Origin of the sequence: Tardiphaga sp. 841_E9_N1_2 (assembly GCF_051811065.1) — a bacterium.
Classification (GTDB): domain Bacteria; phylum Pseudomonadota; class Alphaproteobacteria; order Rhizobiales; family Xanthobacteraceae; genus Tardiphaga; species Tardiphaga robiniae.
In genome coordinates this window covers 2,377,078-2,392,182 of sequence record NZ_JBPWQC010000001.1, presented here as the reverse complement: position 1 = coordinate 2,392,182, position 15,105 = coordinate 2,377,078, and the positions used below count along the sequence as shown (strand labels likewise).

Sequence of the window (15,105 nt, the reverse complement as noted above, 5' to 3'; positions counted from 1 at the left end):
AGTTTGCTCTAGTTGGTAGTTGCTCTGTCGTTCGTTTTACGCAGCTCCAATCGTCCGCCGTAGAAACGCGAATCCCAGAGCCTGGCTCTGTGCCTGCTTGGTATTGTCGACGGCGCCGGAGTGTCCGCCCGCCACCGTCTCGTTGAACCAGACGGGATAGCCGAGCTCTTCGAGTTTCGCTGCCATCTTGCGGGCATGGCCGGGATGGACGCGGTCGTCGGTGCGGTTGGTGGTGATGAAGATCGGCGGATAGGTCTTACCGGGCGCGATCAGGTGATAGGGCGAGTATTTCTGCAGATAGGCCCACTCGTCGGGAATTTCTGGATCGCCATATTCGGCGATCCAGCTCGCGCCGGCGAGCAGCTTGGTATAGCGCGCCATGTCGAGTAGCGGCACGCTGCACCAGACCGCGCCGAACAGTTCCGGATAGCGCGTCAGCATGTTGCCGACCAGCAGGCCACCATTGCTGCCGCCGTGGCAGGCGAGTTTCTGCGGCGTCGTTATACCTGATGCAGCGAGATCTCGCGCTACAGTCGCGAAGTCGTCATGGGCCACATGCTTGGTGATCTTGCGCGAAGCCAAATGCCACGCGGGGCCGAACTCACCACCACCGCGGATATTGGCGATGGCGTAGAGATGACCTTGTTCGAGCCATAGCTTGCCGGCGATGCCCATATAGGCAGGTGTCAGCGATATCTCGAAGCCGCCATAGCCATAGAGAATCGTCGGCCGGGGCGGGGCGCCGGCCGAGAGATTCTTGCCGATCAGGAAGTAGGGGATCCTGGTGCCGTCCGCAGCTACCGCATGGCGCTGCTGCACCTCGATGCCCTCGGGATTGAAATTGGGCGGCGAGCTCTTCAGCGGCTCGGGTGCGCCGTGGCCGGTCCACAGTGCCGTCGTTGTCGGCCGGTCGAAGCCCGTGACGGTGAAGAGCATGTCGGTGCCGAGATCGGGATCGTCCTCGCCGCCGAAATTCTGCGCCGAGATCGTGGCGTTATCGGGCAATCCCGGAAGTGCCGTCTCGCGCCACCCGGCCTCGCTTCGCTGCAGCAATGCGAGACGGCCGCGGACATTGTCGAGGATTTCCAGCACGATGCCGTGCCGGGTCTCCGACCATGACTGCAATGCGCGGGTCGGCGATGGCGTGAACACGATCTCGAAATCGCGTGCGCCAGACAGGAAGCGATCGAGGTCGATGACGGCGAGTGCGCCGGTCGGGATCGTCTGGTCGCCGACGGTCCAGTCCTGCTTCGGGCTGATCAGAAGATCATTGGCTTCGGCCGAGACCGAGATCTCCTCCGGCAGTTCGAGGCGCAGGCGCTTCCCGGCATGCGGGCCATGCTTGCGCTCGACTGATATATGCGAGCGCGTGAAATCCAGCGCACGCCAGTACATCACGCCTTCGTGGCTTGGCCGGCGATTGACGCCGAACCAGGCGGCGACGTCCTGCTTTTCGACCTCGAAGACGGTTTCAGCGGCAGCTAACGGCGTGCCGCGCATCCACCTGCGTACGGTGCGGGTATAGCCGGCCTCGGTGCTATCCTCGGGCGTCTGCGCGCTGCCGAGCAGCAGCGTGTCTTGATCGACCCAGCTCACCTGCGTCTTGGCTTTCGGGATGATGAAGCCGTGGGCAACGAAGCTCTTGCTGGGAATATCGAACTCACGCACTTCGATGGCGTCAGTGCCGTTGAACGACAGGCTGATCAACGCGCGGGTCTTGTCCGGGGAACGCGCAGCACCTGCGAAGGCCCAGGAGATGCTTTCCGCTTGGTTCAGTGCATCGATGTCGAGCAGCACGTCCCATTCAGGCGTATCGGTCTTGTAGCTCTCCAGCATCGTGCGGCGCCAAAGCCCGCGCGGATGAGCGGCGTCTTTCCAGAAATTATAGAGATAGTCGCCAGACTTTCCGACGAAGGGAATGCGATCGTCGGCGTCGAGGATTTTCATGACTGCGTCGAAGTCGCGCTTGTAGCTATCGTCGCAGAGGAAGCCGTCGGTCCGCGCATTCTGTGCCTCGACCCATGCCACGGCTTTCTCACCCTCGATTTCTTCGAGCCAGAGCAGGGGGTCGTTATGGCCGTCGGCGGGATTTGGCGCAGTCATGGGTCACCTCGGAAACGTGTCGTCTCAAAAAGAAAGTCCGGGGTGCCTGAGGCAACCCGGACTTTCGGATGGTGCAGTCAGGAGAGGGCGGAAATCAGGCCGCCAGTTCCTTGGTCAGGTTTTCCGCGACCTTGTCGAGGAAGCCCGTGGTCGAGAGCCAGCGCTGATCGGCGCCGACCAGCAGCGCCAGATCCTTGGTCATGTAGCCGGCTTCGACGGTGTCGACGCAGACCTTTTCGAGGGTCTTGGCGAACTTCGCCAGCTCGGCATTGTTGTCGAGCTTGGCGCGGTGGGCGAGGCCCTGGGTCCAGGCGAAGATCGACGCGATCGAGTTGGTCGAGGTTTCCTTGCCCTTCTGGTGCTCGCGGTAGTGACGGGTCACGGTGCCGTGGGCAGCTTCGGCTTCCACAACCGAACCGTCCGGCGTCAGCAGCACCGAGGTCATCAGGCCGAGCGAGCCGTAGCCCTGGGCCACGGTGTCGGACTGCACGTCGCCGTCGTAGTTCTTACAGGCCCAGACGTAACCACCCGACCACTTCATGGCAGCAGCCACCATGTCGTCGATCAGGCGATGCTCGTAGGTGATCTTCGCGGCTTCGAACTTGGTCTTGAATTCGGCGTCGAAGATTTCCTGGAAGATGTCCTTGAAGCGACCGTCATAGACCTTGAGGATGGTGTTCTTGGTCGACAGATAGACCGGAACGCCGCGCGACAGGCCGTAGTTCAGCGATGCGCGTGCGAAGTCGCGGATCGAGTCGTCGAGGTTGTACATGCTCATGGCGACGCCGGCGCCCGGAGCCTGGAACACTTCGCGCTCGATCACGGTGCCGTCTTCACCGACGAACTTCATCGTCAGCGTGCCCTTGCCCGGGAACTTGATGTCGGTGGCGCGATACTGGTCGCCGAAGGCGTGGCGGCCGATGATGATCGGCTTGGTCCAGCCAGGAACGAGACGCGGCACGTTGTTGCAGATGATCGGTTCGCGGAAGATCACGCCGCCGAGGATGTTGCGGATGGTGCCGTTCGGCGACTTCCACATCTGCTTGAGGCCGAATTCCTTCACGCGCGCTTCATCAGGGGTGATGGTGGCGCATTTCACGCCGACGCCGTATTTCTTGATCGCGTGGGCGGCGTCGATGGTGACCTGATCGTCGGTCTTGTCGCGGTATTCCATCCCGAGGTCGAAATACATCAGGTTGACGTCAAGGAAGGGGTTGATCAGCTTGTCCTTGATGTACTGCCAGATGATCCGGGTCATCTCGTCGCCGTCGAGTTCGACGACGGGGTTGGCTACCTTGATTTTTGCCATGGTGGTTCGGGCCTTTAGCGCGTTGCGGGAGGGATGATTTGTAGGGGGGCTATAGCACCGCGCAGGACCCGGCGAAAGCCGGGGCGTCATGCAGTTTCGGCGCAATTTTCAGCCCAAAACGCAGGCTGTTTTTGCTCAAAATGCAGCCTGCGCCGCGGTGCCCGCCACCACGTACCAGCTCGCCGGCGGGCTGCCGTTACGCCGCGTCGCGCCGGTACAGGCCGCCTGTGGTCACCAGGAAATCGATCCGCCCGTCGAGCAGCGCCCGCAGCGCTTCGTCCGGGCTGTTGACGATGGGCTCCTCGTGCACGTTGAAGCTGGTGTTGACCAGCACCGGCAATCCGCTGGCCCGGGCAAACCCCTCGACAATGTCATAATAGAGCGGATTGTCCGGACGCGCGATCACCTGCGGCCGCGCCGATCCATCGACATGGACCACGGCGGGGATGCGGTCCCGCCACTCCGGCCTCACGTCGCAGGCGATGGTCATGTAGCGGCAGGCGCGCGCATTGACGGGATTGACGTCGAACACCTCCGCGGCACGCTCAGTGGTGATGACGGGGGCGAACGGCATGAATTCGGAACGGCTCAGCCGTTCGTTCAAGAGGTCGTGGGTGCCGCGCCGCGCCGGATTGGCGAGGATGGTCCGGGCGCCCAATGCGCGCGGGCCGTATTCCATCCGGCCATTGAAGATCGCCCCGATCTCGCCCGCCACCAGTCGCGTCACCGCGCCATCGACCGGCGCCTCGTCGACACGGTGGATCCCCGGGGTGGCTGCGATGCCGGCGTCGAGCCCGGCCTGAAAATCGCGGCCGAGATAGACAGTCCCGAGATCGCGGCGGCGGCCCAGCCAGGGCACGAGGCCGTCGCGCTGCATCAGGTAGGACAGCGCCCCGCCGATCGGCAGGCCGTCGTCGCCCATCGCCGGGAAAATGAACAGTTCATCGATCGGCAATTGCTCCGCGAGCAGGCGGTTGAGCTTGACGTTGGCGAACACGCCGCCGGACAGGCCGAGATGTCGCGCCGGATGCCGCTGCAACAGGCGCTGCAGCGACAGCAGCATGGTGTCTTCCAGCACCTTCTGGATCGACGCCGCAAAATCCGCACGACCGGCCTGTTTGGCGAGCCGGCGCATCAAGGCGTTCATCTGGTGATAGCTGCGAAAGCTGGACTGGATACGTCCGTCCGGGGTCACCGAAAAATACCCGGCGATCGTCTCGGCCGCTGTCGGTTTCCCCATGGCCGCGAGCCCGGTCAGCTTGCCCTCGTGCCGGTTGGGGCGAAATCCGAGCGACTTGGTCGCAGCGCTATAGGCGCGGCCCAGGCTGTCGACGGGATTTGGCAGGAACAGACAGGCGTCGTCGCCGTAGAGCGTCGTCAGGCGGCGGTCGGCAAAGTGCCGGTAGCTGTAATTGACATTGTCGCCGCCGCCATCGGCCGTCACCAGCAGGGCGTCCGGCCACGGGCTGTAGAACAAGGTGGGCAGCGCATGCGCTTCATGGTGGTTGTAGAAATGGATCGCGGCATCGTCGCGGAAACCGCCGTCGCGCCGCCACGCCGCGGCATCGAAGACGTCCTCTGCCCGCGGCGCGCGGTAGCGATGCTGCTCGGCGCCGAGCAGCAGGCGGTCCTTGCCGACCCGGCTGCGATACTGCTCGCGCAGCCAGCGGAGGCCGCCGAGGCGGGGGAAGTAGGCCTTGGGAAACATCGCCCGGCTGGTGGCGACGACGTCGACATCGCGCCGGGTGGCGCCGGCGATCGACAGCACCTCGTCGATGGCCGCATCGGGGTGTACGCTGCCATCGCTCTTGTGCCGGGTCAGTCGCTCCAGCGCGATGGCGGCCTTCAGATCGTAATCTTCGAAAATGGCGACGGCGGCGTCATGGACGCCGGAGTGAACGCTGAGGATAAGCTGAGGCATGAAGGCTGCAAGGTCGTTCCCGGGAGCGGCACATTACCTACCCCCTGTTACGACCCGCAATTCACGAACGCTTGGCCGGGAACCCGCCTTCATCCGGATTGTCAGGCCACGTCTGGCATCCGCCGGCAATTCGTCGTAGGGCTGCATCGCAGATAGCCCCGGAGAGCGGGTTATTCGCATCCAGATGCCCGGCTAAGTCCCTTGTATCGCTCAACAATGTAGCGATCGCCGAGGGGCCCGGATGAGGTGTTGAATCAAAACCTTCACGGGTTGATTCAAGATCTTCAGAGATTGAATCAGAAAGTGAAGTGCATGTCCGGTTCAGGCACCGACTCTACCAAGGCGCATACCGACCTGGTCGGCCCCGTTGTCATCCTCGTCGAACCGCAGCTCGGCGAGAACATCGGCATGTGCGCGCGGGCCATGGGCAATTTCGGCCTGACCCGGCTGCGCATCGTCAATCCGCGCGATGGCTGGCCGAACGTCCATGCCCGCCGTGCGGCCTCCGGCGCTGATCACATCCTCGACAAGGTCGAGCTGTTCGACACCGTCGAGCAGGCGGTCGCCGATTGCACATTGCTGTTCGCCACCACCGCCCGCGCCCATGACCAGGCCAAGCCGGTGGTCGCCCCCGAGGCCGCGGCCGCCGAGACCATCGCCCATGTCGCCACCGGCGCGACCGCCGGCATCCTGTTCGGTAGGGAGCGCTACGGGCTCCAGAACGAGGAGGTTGCGCTCGCCAACCGGATCATCACCTTCCCGGTCAACCCAGCCTTCGCCTCGCTCAACCTCGCCCAGGCGGTTCTTCTTTGCGGCTATGAATGGTTCAAGCAGGCGACCTCCAACGCGCTGCCCTATGCGATGCCGGAGCGCTCCGAGCCGGCGTCCCAGCACCAGATGAGTGCGTTCTTCGACAACCTCGTCGGCGAGCTCGACAAGGTCGAGTTCCTGCGCCCGCCCGAAAAGCGCGACACCATGCTGGTCAACCTGCGCAACATCTTCACCCGGATGGAGCCGACCAAGCAGGACATGCACACGCTGCACGGGGTGGTCATGGCTATCGCCGAGGGCCGCAAGGGCCCGGCCAAGGGCGGCGTCCTCGACGGCGAACAGGCCACCCGTTTGCGCGCGCTTCTGGCCGAACACGGGCAGGGTGCCCAGGCGCATGAGAGCGGCACGGTCCGCGGCCTGGCGCGTATGCTCCGCCGCAACCCGACCGATGCCGAGCGGCTGCTGTGGGACCAGCTGCGCGCCGACCGCCGCTTCGCCGGCCAGTTCAAGCGCCAGACCCCGGTCGGCCGCCACATCCCGGATTTCGTCTCGTTCCCCGAGCGGATCGCCATCGAGCTGGTCAATGCCGGCGAGACCGAAGTGATTGTCAGCGACCGCGCCGCCCGGCAGACCTGGCTGCAGGAGCGCGGCTATCGCGTGATCGCGATGCGGGCGGACGATGTTATCAGCGACATCGCGGCGGAGCTCGATCGGCTGGAGGCGTTGCTGGCCAGCGGAATGCCGGGGCAGGGCAATAATTAGAACTGTCATTCCGGGGCGCTCGCCACTTGGCGAGCGAACCCGGAATCTCTGAGTGGCTTGGCTCACCGGTGACTCCCATGCCGGGATTCCGGGTTCGCGCCAAGAGGCGCGCCCCGGAATGACGGCGTGATCAATGGCGCATCCCGGGCTACGATGGCGGTGACCAGCCGCGATCAACGCGGCACTAAGACCGGGAGGCCCCATGACCATCTCCACCGCCGAGAAGCGCGCCAACTTCCGCAAGCTCCACGAGTCCGGCTGCTTCGTGCTGCCCAATCCCTGGGATGTCGGCAGCGCCCGCTATCTCGCGCATCTCGGCTTCAAGGCGTTGGCCTCGACGTCAGCCGGCTATGCCTGGTCCACCGGCCGCCCCGACAACAAGGTCACCGCGGATGACGTCATCGAGCACCTCGCGCTGCTCTCGGCCGCCACCGATCTCCCCGTGAATGCCGATTTCGAGGCCGGCTTTGCCGATGACCCCGCCGGCGTCGCCGCCAATGTCGCCCGCGCGGTGAAGAGCGGCATCAGTGGCCTCTCCATCGAGAACTCCACCGGCAAGGCCGACAAGCCGCTCTATGACGACGCGCTTGCCGTGGAGCGCATCAAGGCCGCCCGCGCCGCCATCGACAGCGTCGATCCCGCGGTGATGCTGGTCGCGCGCTGCGAAGGTTTTCTGCATGGCGAGCGCGACCTCAAGAAGACCACGGCGCGGCTCATCGCCTTTGCGGAGGCCGGCGCCGATTGCCTCTACGCGCCGGGCATAGCCACAGACGAGGAGATCACCACGCTGGTGAGGGCGATCGGCGGCAAGCCGCTCAATGTGCTCACCGTGCAGCCGACCATGACCGTGCAGCATCTCGCCAGCCTCGGCGTCCGCCGCATCAGCGTCGGCGGCGCGCTCGCGCGCGTGGCCTGGGCGGGGTTCATGGCGGCGGCGCAGGAGATCGCCGGGCAGGGGACGTTCACGGCTTTTGCGCAGGGCGCGAAGGGCGGGGAGTTGAACAAGCTGTTTGGTAGTTGATCGAAGGCCGTAAGGATCGTGGCGCGGAGATCACGATGAGCGGGAAAGTTTCCACCAGACAAATTTGGCATGCAACATGCGCAAGAATTTGAGTTGGAAAAGAAAAAAGCCTAGTTTTTCGAGTTAGTGTATCTCACCATATACCAGAGCGCGGAAATCCTAGCGAAGTAGCGCAGCCAATTTGTTCGCGTCTATTTCGCTAGGCGTTCGCTAGATATCTCTCGTGATGCCGGGCGCCTTATAGGTGATCATCATAATTTCGTGCTGTCGAGCCTCGATCTCTTTCTGCGCTGCAGGATCACGTGCTATATTTGGATCTTCTTTCTTAACTTGAAGAGCGCGTCCTTCCAACTGTAAGTCAAAGAAATCTTTTCTTTCGATTCTGGAAAGCAATCCGAGCGCTTCCGTCCAAGCGCGCTGATTAATGGCCCATCGAGCCTGAAGCTGCCACGCATCGTAGTGTCGTCCTGCGGACAGCGCTAGTTCGACCGTTTCAGGCAAGAGTTCCGGGTTGCCGTTTTCGATAGCTATTGCGCATTCCAGCAGAGCAATACTTAGGCGGCTTGCTGCACTGAACGCTCATAACCTTCGCCATACATATGGTCGGTGATCGTTCTAACGAACTCTCTTTCTCTTTCCGCTGCAGTGCTGGCATTCGAAGTTGGCTCGAACGGCGCTGCGGAGGCCATGCCGTGGCAGGCTGAGAGAACAAGCGCCGGCTGCGGATCGGCGGCTTGGGCGAGATGTGCCGCTCCGCCTGCGACTATGAGCTGCGTGGACAGGATCCATGCCAGTGACGTTCGCCAGATCCGCGGTTGCATTGGACAAAGACCTGACCTGTTGTGGCGCGGATCACTACGCTGCATAGTTTTCACGGGCCCTTGCCGAAATGAAAGGAGTATGTACCGATTTCGAGGCGACGCTCAACTGACGCTGCGCTAGGCGCCGGTCCTTGTCCGCATTCCTTCGATCCCCAGCACCTTCATCCGCGAGGCCAGCGTGGTCGGCTTGATGTCCAGCAGCTCCGCCGCGCCGCCGGGACCGAACACCTTGCCGGATGTCGCGGCAAGCGCTGCGAGGATGTTGCTGCGTTCGTGATCGCGCAGTTCGGCTGAGGTCATCACCGCCGGCCGGGCGTCGGACTTCACGCGATGTGAACCCGCGGCGTGATGCGGGCCGGGCGCATCGGGCAGGTCGATCCGCAGCCGGCCGTTCTGCGCCAGGATCACCGCGCGCTCGATGACGTTCTGCAATTCGCGGACATTGCCCGGCCAGTCGTAGCGCGACAGCCGCCGTGCATCGCCCTCCGACAGGCGCAGATCGGATTTCAGCTTCTCGCTGAGCAGGAAGTGCTGCGCCAGCAGGGGAATGTCCTCGCGGCGGTCGCGCAGCGGCACCGACTCCACGGGAAACACATTCAGCCGGAAATACAGATCCTCGCGAAATCGCCCGCGCGCCACTTCCTGTTTCAGATTGCGGTTGGTGGCGGCGATGACGCGGACATCGACGGAGCGGGTGCGCTCCTCGCCGACGCGTTCGAAATTGCCTTCCTGCAGCACGCGCAGCAGCTTGCCCTGCAGCTCCAGCGGGATCTCGCCGACCTCGTCGAGAAACAGCGTGCCGCCATCGGCCAGCTCAAAACGTCCGATGCGGTCGCGCACCGCGCCGGTGAAGGCGCCGCGCACATGGCCGAAGAATTCGCTCTCGAACAATTCGCGCGGGATCGCCGCGCAATTGACGCGGATCAGCGGCCGGTCGCGGCGGCCCGAGGCTTCGTGGATCGCGCGGGCGATCAATTCCTTGCCGGTGCCGGACTCGCCGGTGATCATCACCGCCGCCGTGGTCGGCGCCACCAGCTTCACCTGCCGCAGCGTTTTCTGGATCGCCTCGCTCTGGCCGATGATGCCGCGCGGATTGGTCTCGATGCGGATTTCCTCTTGCAGATAGGCATTTTCGAGTTCGAGACGCTCGCGCAGCCGATCGACTTCGGCCAGCGCGGCATGCAATTTTTCATCGGCCTCGCGGCGCTGGCTGACATCGCGAAATACGATGACCGCGCCGACCACCATGTGGCGGTCGCGGATCGGCGTCGACGTGTATTCGACCCAGACCGGCGAGCCGTCCTTGCGCCAGAACACCTCGTTGTCGACATTGTGCACGGCGCCGTCGCGAAACGCCGCATAGATCGGACAGTCGTGATCCGGATAGTGGCTGCCGTCGTGATGGCTGTGATGCACGATGGGGTGGATTTCCTTGCCGACCAGTTCATCGGCGGTCCAGCCCAGCATGCGCTCGGCCGCGGGATTGACGAAGGTGGTCTTGCCGTCGGCATTGACGCCGTAAATGCCTTCGCCCGCCGCGCGCAGGATCAACTGGTTCTCGCGCTCGATGTCCTGAAACACGCGCTCGACGCGCTGCCACGCGGCAATGCCGCCGCGCATGTGATCCTCGGCCGCGGCATCGACATGACGGCGGCGGCGCTGTTCGAGATCGCTCATGGTGAGGAGCAGCAGCGCGCGCTCGCCTTGCGGCACCAGCGATCCCGCATATTCGAGCTGCAACGCTTCGCCGGTGGCGTGGCGCGGCGTCAGCGTGTTGGTCCAGTAGGAGCCCTTGGCCAGCACCGCCTGGGTGAACACGATCAGCGCCGGCAACTGGCCCGCATGCAGCGCGCTGATCTTGATCTGGCGCAGTAGCGCGCGGTCATAGCCGAGCAGGGTGCAGGCGGCCGGATTGGCGTCGATGATCTGGTCGGCATGGGGATCGAGCAGCAGCGTCGGCTCGACCGAATAATCGAAGGCGATGGTGCGCAAATCATGCGGCTGGGCCGTTGCCAAATCCATCGGCAAAACTCCGAAAAATCGTAATCAGGCTACGAATTTTCGTGTAGCACGAATTCTCGTAATCGCCAACCACGGCCCGAAATGCCTGCGGCGATTGGACATTCCGGCGCGCGCCGGGCTGGCACACTCCTTGCGTAATTGACCGGAGCGTCACCGAGGAGGTCACATGTCCACATTCGACAATCCGTTCGATCCCGCCCGCCGTTTGCGCGCCGGCGCCTGCAGCTGCGGCCAGCACGCCAGCCAGTCCGAGCATGAGGCCACGCTGCAGCTTCGCTGCGACATTCCCGAGACCGAGGACAAACGCTATGAGGGCGTCGTCGCCTCGGCGGTGATGCGTGCCGTGTTCCCCAAAGAGGTCGCGCGCCGCGCCTTTCTGAAGTCGGTCGGTGCGTCCAGCGCTCTGGCGGCGCTGTCGCAGTTCTTCCCGATCAAGACGGCGACCGAGGTGTTTGCGCAGGGCGCGGGCAAGCTGGAAAAGACCGATCTCAAGGTCGGCTTCATTCCGATCACTTGCGCGACGCCGATCATCATGGCCGATCCGCTCGGCTTCTATAAGAAGCAGGGGCTCAATGTCGAAGTGGTGAAGACCGCCGGCTGGGCCGTCATCCGCGACAAGACCATCAACAAGGAATATGACGCCGCGCATATGCTGGCGCCGATGCCGATTGCGATCTCGCTGGGCCTCGGCTCGCAGCCGATCCCCTATACCGTGCCGGCGATCGAGAACATCAACGGCCAGGGCATCACGCTGGCCATGAAGCACAAGGACAAGCGCGACCCGAAGGACTGGAAAGGCTTCAAGCTCGCCATCCCGTTCGACTATTCGATGCACAATTATCTGTTGCGCTACTATCTCGCCGAGCACGGCATCGATCCCGACACCGACGTGCAGCTGCGCTCGGTGCCGCCGCCGGAAATGGTCGCGAACCTGCGCGCCGACAATATCGACGGCTTCCTGGCGCCGGACAATATCTGCCAGCGCGCGATCTATGACGGCGTCGGCTTCATGCATATCCTGTCCAAGGAAATCTGGGACGGGCATCCGTGCTGTTCGTTCGCGGCGTCCAAGGAGTTCATCACGACGTCGCCGAATTCCTTTGCCGCACTGACCCGCGCCATCGTCGATGCCACCGCCTATGCGTCCAAGGCGGAGAACCGCAAGTCGATTGCGGAGGCCATCGCGCCGGCCGCCTATCTCAATGCGCCGCCGGTGGTGCTGGAGCAGGTGCTGACCGGCACCTATGCGGACGGGCTCGGCGGCATCAAGACCGACGCCAAGCGCGTCGATTTCGATCCGTTCCCGTGGCAGTCCTTTGCGGTGTGGATGATGACCCAGATGCAGCGCTGGGGTCAGATCAAGGGCGACGTCGACTACAAGGGCGTCGCCGAACAGATCTATCTCGCCACCGACACCGCCAAGGTGATGAAGGAGATGGGCCTGACGCCACCGACGACGAGCTACAAGTCGTTCGCTGTGATGGGCAAGACCTTCGATCCGGAAAAGCCGAAGGAGTATCTGGCGAGCTTCAAGATCAGGAAGGCGACGTGAGAATGGTTGTCGCGAGCGCTTCTTCCTTGCCTCTCCCCGCCTGCGGGGAGAGGTCGACTGTAACGCGCGGAGCGCGTGGAAGTCGGGTGAGGGGGACTCTCCACACGCTCCGCAGTTTGCGGAGAGTCCCCCTCATCCGTCGCGAACTTGCTTCGCAAGCTCGCGCCACCTTCTCCCCGCAAGCGGGGAGAAGGAAAGGACCACAATGATCCAATCCCTCCGCTTCCGCGCCGCCGTCGTGTCCATCGCGATCTTCCTCGCCTTCATCGGCGTGTGGCACCTCGCCACGCGGCAGACCGCCAGCGTCGGCACCATGTCGCCGGAATACGCAAAACTGATGGGGCTCACGGCGACGTCGGGCAAATCGGCGATGCCCGGGCCGCTCGATGTCGGCGCGAAACTGTGGGAGCACCTGAAGCGGCCATTCTATGACAACGGGCCGAACGACAAGGGGCTCGGCATTCAGCTCGCCTATTCGATCGGCCGCGTCGGGCTCGGCTATCTCATCGCCGTCATCGTCGCGATCCCGCTCGGCTTCCTGATCGGCATGTCGCCGCTGATGAACAAGGCGCTCGATCCCTTCATCCAGGTGCTGAAGCCGATCTCGCCGCTCGCCTGGATGCCGCTCGCGCTCTACACGATCAAGGACTCCAGCCTGTCGGCGATCTTCGTGATCTTCATCTGCTCGGTCTGGCCGATGCTGCTCAACACCGCCTTCGGCGTCGCCGCCGTGCGCAAGGAGTGGATCAATGTCGCGCGCACGCTGGAAGTCGGCACCTTCCGCCGTGCCTTCACCGTCATTCTTCCTGCGGCCGCGCCAACCATCCTCACCGGCATGCGCATTTCCATCGGCATCGCGTGGCTGGTGATCGTCGCGGCTGAAATGTTGGTCGGCGGGACGGGGATCGGTTACTTCGTCTGGAACGAATGGAATAATTTATCGATCACAAATGTGATTATTGCGATCCTGCTGATCGGGGTCGTCGGCATGTTGCTGGATCAGATATTGGCACGCTTCACCCGCATGGTCACGTTTCCGGAGTGAATGCGATGACCACCAAATTCATTTCCATCGAAGGCATCGGCAAGCGCTATCCGGCGGCAAACGGCGGCGCGACCACGATCTTCGAGGATCTCTGGCTGTCGATGCCATCAGGCGAATTCGGCTGCATCATCGGCCATTCCGGCTGCGGCAAGACCACGGTGCTGAACATCCTTGCCGGGCTCGACGAGCCCTCCGAGGGCACCGTCATCGTCGATGGCCAGGCGATATCAGGCACCAGCCTCGACCGCGCGGTGATCTTCCAGAGCCACGCGCTGCTGCCGTGGCTGACGGTCATGGGCAACATCGCCTATGCCGTGTCGTCGAAATGGCGCAAGTGGGACAAGGCGAAAGTCCGCGCCCATGCGCAGACCTATATCGACAAGGTCGGCCTCACGGGTTCGGAGCACAAGCGGCCGTCGGAACTGTCCGGCGGCATGAAGCAGCGCGTCGGCATTGCGCGCGCGCTGTCGATCACGCCGAAGATCATGCTGATGGACGAGCCGTTTTCGGCGCTCGACGCGCTGACGCGGGGGACGCTGCAGGACGAGGTGCGGCGCGTCACGCTGGAGACCGGCCAGACCACCTTCATGATCACCCATGACGTCGACGAGGCGATGTATCTCGCCGACAAGATCTTCCTGATGACCAACGGCCCCGGCGCCGTGCTGGCGGAGATCGTCGAGAACCCGCTGCCGCGGGATCGCTCGCGCATCGATCTGCACAAGCACCCGCATTATTACGCGCTGCGCAACCACATCATCGATTTCCTGGTGACGCGCAGCAAGACGTTCACCGCCACCACGCCGCACCACGATCCGCGCCATGTGCCGGTGGTCCGGCCCGCATTCCCCGAGGCGCCACTCACTGAAACATCGGTGATGCCGTCTCTTCACAGCGCGACGCGCTAGCCGCGTCAACCGAAGCCTCACGACCGAAGGAGAACCATCATGCTGCGATCCGACCTCACCGAAAAGCTGCTCGACATCAAGCGCGAGAAGGAATGGACCTGGAAATATATCTGCGAGCAGATCGGCGGCTATTCCGAAGTGCTGATCGTCGGCGCCATTCTCGGCAACATGAAGCTGACCAAGCCGCAGGCGGCCAATGCCGGCGAGCTGTTCGGCCTCTCGAAGAGCGAGACTGCGATGCTCAACGAGATCCCGATGCGCGCCGAAAACGTGCAGATGCCGCCGCAGGATCCGCTGATCTATCGCTTCTACGAGATGGTGATGGTGAACGGCCCGGCCTGGAAGGCGCTGATCGAGGAGGAATTCGGCGACGGCATCATGTCGGCGATCGATTTCGACATGGTGATGCAGCGCATCGCCAATCCCAAGGGCGACCGCGTGCAGATCACGATGTCCGGCAAGTTCCTGCCGTACAAGTATTACGGCGCGACGGGCAATGTGCCGGAATATGGGTTTAAGGAGGGGTAGGGTGCGGTCATAGATGAGTATTGTGGCCGGCTTGTCCCAGCCATAATACTCATTTGCTGCGTCGCAACGGGCGGCAGCTAGATTGTTGTAAGTCATCAATTAGCTTAACAACAGCTAACGTGAAACGGGCACCTACAGATTAAGATTGCGCGATACACAGACTTCGTCTCAAAGTGTGTCTGGGCCTTTAGGTCGGGCAGCATTTAAAAGATTCGATGGTCAACGCTCCAACAGGACAAGCTTGGTACGTTCTGCGTGGCTAGCCGAATTAGAGCTGGCTGTGTGATAGCTTGGGGCGATGCTAGTGTCATAGCTGACGTGCTCGATGCTGCGGAAGGCGGA

At 63.1% G+C, this 15,105-nt stretch carries 11 protein-coding genes; 6 read left to right on the top strand and 5 right to left on the bottom strand.

The window, feature by feature from the left end:
• Window positions 1-36: 36 nt before the first annotated feature.
• The 3 genes from AB8A50_RS11660 to AB8A50_RS11650 form a co-directional block, all read right to left on the bottom strand.
• Window positions 37-2,103, bottom strand: a complete 2,067-nt coding sequence (locus tag AB8A50_RS11660; protein WP_439077738.1) for a prolyl oligopeptidase family serine peptidase — start codon at window positions 2,101-2,103, stop codon at window positions 37-39.
• A 94-nt stretch (window positions 2,104-2,197) separates the two neighbouring features.
• Entirely contained in the window at window positions 2,198-3,412 is a 1,215-nt protein-coding gene (locus tag AB8A50_RS11655; RefSeq protein ID WP_093756512.1) for an NADP-dependent isocitrate dehydrogenase, read from the bottom strand.
• Between the two features lie 196 nt (window positions 3,413-3,608).
• Window positions 3,609-5,333, bottom strand: coding sequence for a carbamoyltransferase C-terminal domain-containing protein (locus AB8A50_RS11650; RefSeq protein ID WP_439077737.1), 1,725 nt, complete (start codon window positions 5,331-5,333; stop codon window positions 3,609-3,611).
• Between the two features lie 312 nt (window positions 5,334-5,645).
• Here AB8A50_RS11650 and AB8A50_RS11645 point away from each other — a divergent pair, with 312 nt between their 5' ends.
• Both AB8A50_RS11645 and AB8A50_RS11640 read left to right on the top strand, forming a co-directional pair.
• Window positions 5,646-6,866: a TrmJ/YjtD family RNA methyltransferase gene (locus AB8A50_RS11645; RefSeq protein WP_439079967.1), complete on the top strand. Its 1,221-nt coding sequence runs from the start codon at window positions 5,646-5,648 to the stop codon at window positions 6,864-6,866.
• A 202-nt stretch (window positions 6,867-7,068) separates the two neighbouring features.
• Window positions 7,069-7,887, top strand: a complete 819-nt coding sequence (locus tag AB8A50_RS11640) for an isocitrate lyase/PEP mutase family protein (RefSeq protein WP_439077736.1) — start codon at window positions 7,069-7,071, stop codon at window positions 7,885-7,887.
• A 210-nt stretch (window positions 7,888-8,097) separates the two neighbouring features.
• On the opposite strand, the gene AB8A50_RS11635 is transcribed toward AB8A50_RS11640, so the two are convergent.
• On the bottom strand, window positions 8,098-8,388 hold the full coding sequence (locus AB8A50_RS11635; RefSeq protein ID WP_439077735.1) for a hypothetical protein: 291 nt from the start codon (window positions 8,386-8,388) through the stop codon (window positions 8,098-8,100).
• Window positions 8,389-8,825: 437 nt separating this feature from the next.
• Window positions 8,826-10,730: a sigma 54-interacting transcriptional regulator gene (locus tag AB8A50_RS11630; protein ID WP_439077734.1), complete on the bottom strand. Its 1,905-nt coding sequence runs from the start codon at window positions 10,728-10,730 to the stop codon at window positions 8,826-8,828.
• A gap of 166 nt (window positions 10,731-10,896) precedes the next feature.
• On the opposite strand from AB8A50_RS11630, the gene AB8A50_RS11625 reads away from it, so the two are divergent.
• The 4 genes from AB8A50_RS11625 (at window position 10,897) to cynS (ending at window position 14,763) form a co-directional block, all read left to right on the top strand.
• Complete coding sequence (locus tag AB8A50_RS11625) at window positions 10,897-12,282, top strand: CmpA/NrtA family ABC transporter substrate-binding protein (protein WP_093756501.1); 1,386 nt, start codon at window positions 10,897-10,899, stop codon at window positions 12,280-12,282.
• 205 nt (window positions 12,283-12,487) lie between these two features.
• Window positions 12,488-13,327 carry a nitrate ABC transporter permease gene (gene ntrB, locus AB8A50_RS11620; protein ID WP_439077733.1) on the top strand — a complete coding sequence of 280 codons (840 nt, stop codon included), beginning with the start codon at window positions 12,488-12,490 and terminating at the stop codon, window positions 13,325-13,327.
• A gap of 5 nt (window positions 13,328-13,332) precedes the next feature.
• Window positions 13,333-14,235, top strand: coding sequence for an ABC transporter ATP-binding protein (locus tag AB8A50_RS11615; protein WP_439077732.1), 903 nt, complete (start codon window positions 13,333-13,335; stop codon window positions 14,233-14,235).
• Window positions 14,236-14,274: 39 nt separating this feature from the next.
• Window positions 14,275-14,763 (top strand): cyanase, encoded by a 489-nt coding sequence (gene cynS, locus AB8A50_RS11610; RefSeq protein WP_092146678.1) that lies wholly within the window; start codon window positions 14,275-14,277, stop codon window positions 14,761-14,763.
• Window positions 14,764-15,105 lie beyond the last annotated feature (342 nt).

Excerpts from the sequence above, each read along its gene's own strand:
- ntrB (WP_439077733.1), top strand. The coding sequence starts at position 12,488 with ATGATCCAATCCCTCCGCTTCCGCGCCGCCGTCGTGTCCATCGCGATC.
- AB8A50_RS11625 (WP_093756501.1), top strand. The coding sequence starts at position 10,897 with ATGTCCACATTCGACAATCCGTTCGATCCCGCCCGCCGTTTGCGCGCC.
- AB8A50_RS11630 (WP_439077734.1), bottom strand. The coding sequence starts at position 10,730 with ATGGATTTGGCAACGGCCCAGCCGCATGATTTGCGCACCATCGCCTTC.
- AB8A50_RS11650 (WP_439077737.1), bottom strand. The coding sequence starts at position 5,333 with ATGCCTCAGCTTATCCTCAGCGTTCACTCCGGCGTCCATGACGCCGCC.
- AB8A50_RS11660 (WP_439077738.1), bottom strand. The coding sequence starts at position 2,103 with ATGACTGCGCCAAATCCCGCCGACGGCCATAACGACCCCCTGCTCTGG.
- cynS (WP_092146678.1), top strand. The coding sequence starts at position 14,275 with ATGCTGCGATCCGACCTCACCGAAAAGCTGCTCGACATCAAGCGCGAG.
- AB8A50_RS11655 (WP_093756512.1), bottom strand. The coding sequence starts at position 3,412 with ATGGCAAAAATCAAGGTAGCCAACCCCGTCGTCGAACTCGACGGCGAC.
- AB8A50_RS11615 (WP_439077732.1), top strand. The coding sequence starts at position 13,333 with ATGACCACCAAATTCATTTCCATCGAAGGCATCGGCAAGCGCTATCCG.
- AB8A50_RS11640 (WP_439077736.1), top strand. The coding sequence starts at position 7,069 with ATGACCATCTCCACCGCCGAGAAGCGCGCCAACTTCCGCAAGCTCCAC.
- AB8A50_RS11645 (WP_439079967.1), top strand. The coding sequence starts at position 5,646 with ATGTCCGGTTCAGGCACCGACTCTACCAAGGCGCATACCGACCTGGTC.